Source organism: Flavobacterium flavipallidum (assembly GCF_038289905.1).
Lineage (GTDB): Bacteria > Bacteroidota > Bacteroidia > Flavobacteriales > Flavobacteriaceae > Flavobacterium > Flavobacterium flavipallidum.
Window position 1 is genome coordinate 1 of sequence record NZ_JBBYHU010000060.1, and the last position, 4,748, is coordinate 4,748.

Sequence of the window (4,748 nt, forward strand, 5' to 3'; positions counted from 1 at the left end):
TCCTGAGCTAAAGCAGTCTGCCCATAAATTAAAAAAGCTATGATAGCCAAATAAAATTGTAATTCTTTTTTCATACTAAATTATTTATTATTTATAATACATTAATTTAATCCAACTTCTAATTATTACAAAGATTGTTTTATCTCCATGCGTCAAAACAAATATTCATAACACCACACATTATTATTAAAAACATCAGGAACAAAATCCTAGTTTACCAACAATATTTTTTTAGAGGCTCACCTCTACTGCTTTTTACACAACATTTTTAATTAACAAAACATTAAGAATTGTAGTCAAAAAACAAATGTAAAATAAATTGACAATCAACGCAACCGATTGTTGGTTTGTTTTTTAAAAAAATACAATTAAATTTTACTTTATGTATTTTTATAGCTTTTAAATTACAATTAAATTAATTTTAATCATAAAAAACAACACAATTAACACCGAAGACAACACAAAAAACACCTGCTTAATACCAAATCATATTCCTAAGCCATAGAAAAAAACTTAATTTTGTTAACAAAGATTAACACTTCGAAAAAACCAAATCACAAAAAAACATACCAACTTTAGATTTACTTAAAATCAGATTGATTCTTAAACAACATCATATATTTTTTTTTAAAGAATTATTTTAAGAGTTTCATTTGAAACGAACTAAAATGACAATTAAGATAGTAACACATCTATACACCTTACGAATATTGAACTACTCTGCACTTACTCTTCATTCGAGACAGTAACTCTGCAAACAAGAAGCTAATTCAATTTGAAGTAATTTTTTTTTGATTATTGACTTATTCTGTTTGCATTTTATATAATTAATACCATCACCCTCCCTAAACATCAGGAATCAATTTTTATCATTTTATTTGTTTTGAGATAATATAAAGCAAAAAAGGATGAGCATTATTACTCATCCTTTTTTAAATTATTATTTTTTTTAACATCTTAGGAATAAAAAAATCAAGATATTGTAAAAAAGTACAATACGAAAAAGCAACTCTTTTACAAGTTACTTTTCTTCGTTTTATGTATTGCAAAAGCTACAATTAGTAGTTCATTCTTAATTTATTACCATGCATAAAATAAAATGCTGGTGCTTCCTGTTTTACTCTAAAAGAATATTCGCCTTTAATTGAGAAAGAGGATAGCAAATAAAAACAAAAGACATAAAAATGTGTATTAATTTTAGAAACATAAAATTATTTTATTAGTAATTGTATTGCTTCCCACAAAGTTCCAATTACACATATCGCTAAAACAAAAATTACAAGACGTAATGAGAATTTAGTTCTTGCTATATTTACTTTATCGTTATTTTTTCTAAATTACTCATATATACAATGTAAAATCCTCCCCCTATTAGTAAATAAGAAAAAGATTTTATAAACAAAAATAAAATGTATTTCATTGTTTTTTTTATAAAACAAATGGAATCATTTTGCGTTTCCATAAGCTTATTTAATGCCTTCATTTATTCCGTCAAGAGCAATATCTAATTCAGCTACAAGAGCAATATGCCTTGGTAATATTTCATTTAACGGTAATAGTAACATCGTCTAAATTAATAGCATCATCATGCAAAACATTAAAAACATTCATTGAAAAAGTCAGGACACTTTGCGCAGCCTGGATGATCATAATAATTACAATCTTACTTTTAAAATCAATTACTCAAATCTCTTGTTACAAACCTTCTTAACTGGAAATTTATTTAAAATTGTTATTGAATCTTATAATTTCTTTATTCTTAGATTCCTGAAAACTTTTTTTAATATTTTCTTTCGTTATTACTCCCTCCATAAATTCTTCTTCTATTTGATTATAAAATGAATCTTTAAGAATTTCTTTTTCTAATTCAAACGAATCTAAGTATATTTTAAGCGCATCAGTTGGTTCAAAATAATATATAAATTGAGCGGGAATATTTTTTAAGTATTCATATAATATTTTTTTGCAACCACTCTTTCTTAGTAACTCATAGCAAATATTATGATTTGGGGAATTAGTTAACTGAATTTTATATATAGACGAATCAAGTTTTTCACCATATCTGTAATAAGCTCCTGCTAAATAAGAATAAAATTGATTTTTTGTTTCAAATTTATTACCAACTAATTCGTCTTTATCCCCATAAAAACTATTTAGTTTTTTAGAAAGTTCATCAGAATACATTTCACAATGATTTGATTTTTCAAAAATGGTATCAACAGTAATATTTAATTTTACCTTAATATATAAAGTCAAATAATTTACCAATGGTTTCTCAAAAGGATAATATCTGTCAACTTGCTTTTCTCTTTTAACATAATAAAAATGCCCATTATAGTCGCTTAATGTTCCCAATACAAAATAGACAGGGTCAATTGAAACTGTTTGTTTTGTCTTCGCCAAAATAGTATTGTCTGTTTTTTTCTCAATTTGAGAGAAAGTCAATTCGCCTACTAAAAGGAATATTATTATTAGTAGTTTTTTTTTCATTTATTCTGTTTTTTGGTTGACTTTTTAGAGTTTATCCTCCTCAACCATTACATCAACAAGATACCCAAATATTTCATATTCAATAGGGCTTTCTTTGCTATTGCTTTAGAGTACTCCAGGCAAACAATAATCAAATGTTTTAATACCATTTTTATAGATTGCAAAATAAATTACGCCTAATAAATGTTCATTTAATGAAATGCTATAGGCACTTAAATATCTTTTTACATCAGCTTTAGGGACAAAATTGACGAATATTTTATCTAATATAGACTTGTAATTTACAATTCTGGTGGTTGCAATTGTAGTTTCACCCACTCACCCAATTTCTATATTATAATAAGTATAATTGTTATCTATTTTATTAATAACAGCTACTTCACCTGCTTCTAAAATAATCCTTGCCTGCTAAACTCGGATACTTCTACTAGTTCATTTTTTTATTTGAATTGGCTAGGATCTTTTGCGTATTTTTTCTTTTCAGAACGTGTCATTTCTTGAAGTAAAATTGATTCATCGAAAGATGCCATATATTCTTTATTAGGTTCAACGATTGTTAGTCCATCTGTTGTTAAAAATCTGGGAGTTATAAAATTATAGTAACCCGAGTAATCTTTATACGTTCGTTTTTCACTATTGCTAATATTTTCATAATTAGACAAATAATAAATACTGAAATCAAATCTATAATTATTTGTTGTCTTGTCAAATAATTGAACTAACCCTAATTGTGTTTGAGGATAAACAGTTTGTCCCAATTTCACTTTAATGGAATTTATTTGAAAACCTTTGTATGATGCAAGTGTCCCATCTTCATGTTCAACTATTATATAATTTCTTTTGCTGGTATAATTTTTTTTTATAGAAGCATCATCATTATATTCGTTAATTATTTTAACAACAATTCCTTTTCGCATACTAAAAATAGTATCTGCACTTTTAAGATTAACGACATAAGATTTCCAATTTTGTGGTTTTTCTGCTCCAAAATATTTTTCACCAATATTAACAGCTTCCTGAATTTTTACTTTTTCCCCTGTTTTAAAGGGGAGAAAGTATTGAAATAAACTATCTGTCTTTGGGTCTGGTACCCCTATGATAGTATTAAATTTATAAGAATAGCTTATTGTTTGTTGGGCATCAATTGGTTTGATATTTAATAATCTTCCAGAAGAACCTGTAATTACTCCTCTGTATACCTCTGCATAACAGTTTCTGACATCTGATAATTCTAAAAACAGATAATAACTTCCAGGTATTTTTTTCTCATAATTCAAATTAACGCTGTTATCATTATTTACGGTTCTATTTATCGTAATATTTTGATCTTGAGCAAAAGAATAATTATTTATAGCTAACAATATCAAGCAAATAATAGCTTTTTTTAGTTTGATTCTAGTTAAGTTTTTCATCTAATTTATGTTTTAAAAAGTGCTTATATACCTATAATTATACTTTTTTATTATTGGTTATTCAGCAACCCATTTTAATTAAAATTATAAAATGAGTATACTCTTTTTAGTAACGTTTCCACTTGTTTTTATAGTTTCATCAGGTTGACTTCCACCAGTACTTATTTCAACTTTTCCATTAAAATGGAACACTTTCCCTTGTAGAATTTATATTTGATTTTCCTTGTATAAACCTTCCGTCGAGGCAAAAATCAACAATAATACTATAAGTATTCTTCTCATATATTTATCTTTTATAAATTGCAATTAGTAATTCTCTGGAAAACAAAACATTTGTAAATCATTTTTTTGAAATACACATTTCCCATCTACTTAAAAATACATCAATTATAAATCCGTAACTGGATTGTATTTAGGCACCAAAATTTTCATTACAGCCCAAGCAATAAGATACGACACAGCACAAATAACGAACATAATAGTATATCCTGTTTGAATATGCCCTAAACTTTCATAATAATCAAATAAATAGCCTCCTAATTTAGAAACTAAAACTCCACCTATTCCACCAGCCATACCTCCTATGCCAATGATAGTTCCAATAGCTTTTTTAGGAAACATATCAGATACCGTTGTAAAAATATTAGCCGACCATGCCTGATGAGCCGAAGCGCCAACACCTATCAACAAAACCGGAATCCAAAAACTAATATGACCTAATGGCTGCCTTTACTTTGTATTTGGTAAAAAACATTAAATTTATTCAAAGGAAAACAGAGGTGAACTATCATGTCTGCAAAGCTTGTGACTTATTTAGCGCATTAGTCCTCTGTCTTCTCCTTGAAT

2 protein-coding genes and 1 pseudogene are annotated in these 4,748 nt (G+C 26.8%); all 3 read right to left on the reverse strand.

Annotated elements, in window-relative coordinates; genetic code table 11:
* Window positions 1–1,719: 1,719 nt before the first annotated feature.
* Entirely contained in the window at window positions 1,720–2,490 is a 771-nt protein-coding gene (locus AAEO59_RS16270; protein WP_341701800.1) for a hypothetical protein, read from the reverse strand.
* A gap of 440 nt (window positions 2,491–2,930) precedes the next feature.
* Window positions 2,931–3,902: a M23 family metallopeptidase gene (locus tag AAEO59_RS16275; RefSeq protein ID WP_341701801.1), complete on the reverse strand. Its 972-nt coding sequence runs from the start codon at window positions 3,900–3,902 to the stop codon at window positions 2,931–2,933.
* A 387-nt stretch (window positions 3,903–4,289) separates the two neighbouring features.
* A pseudogene (locus tag AAEO59_RS16280) lies at window positions 4,290–4,628 on the reverse strand (MFS transporter); the annotation flags it as partial.
* Window positions 4,629–4,748 lie beyond the last annotated feature (120 nt).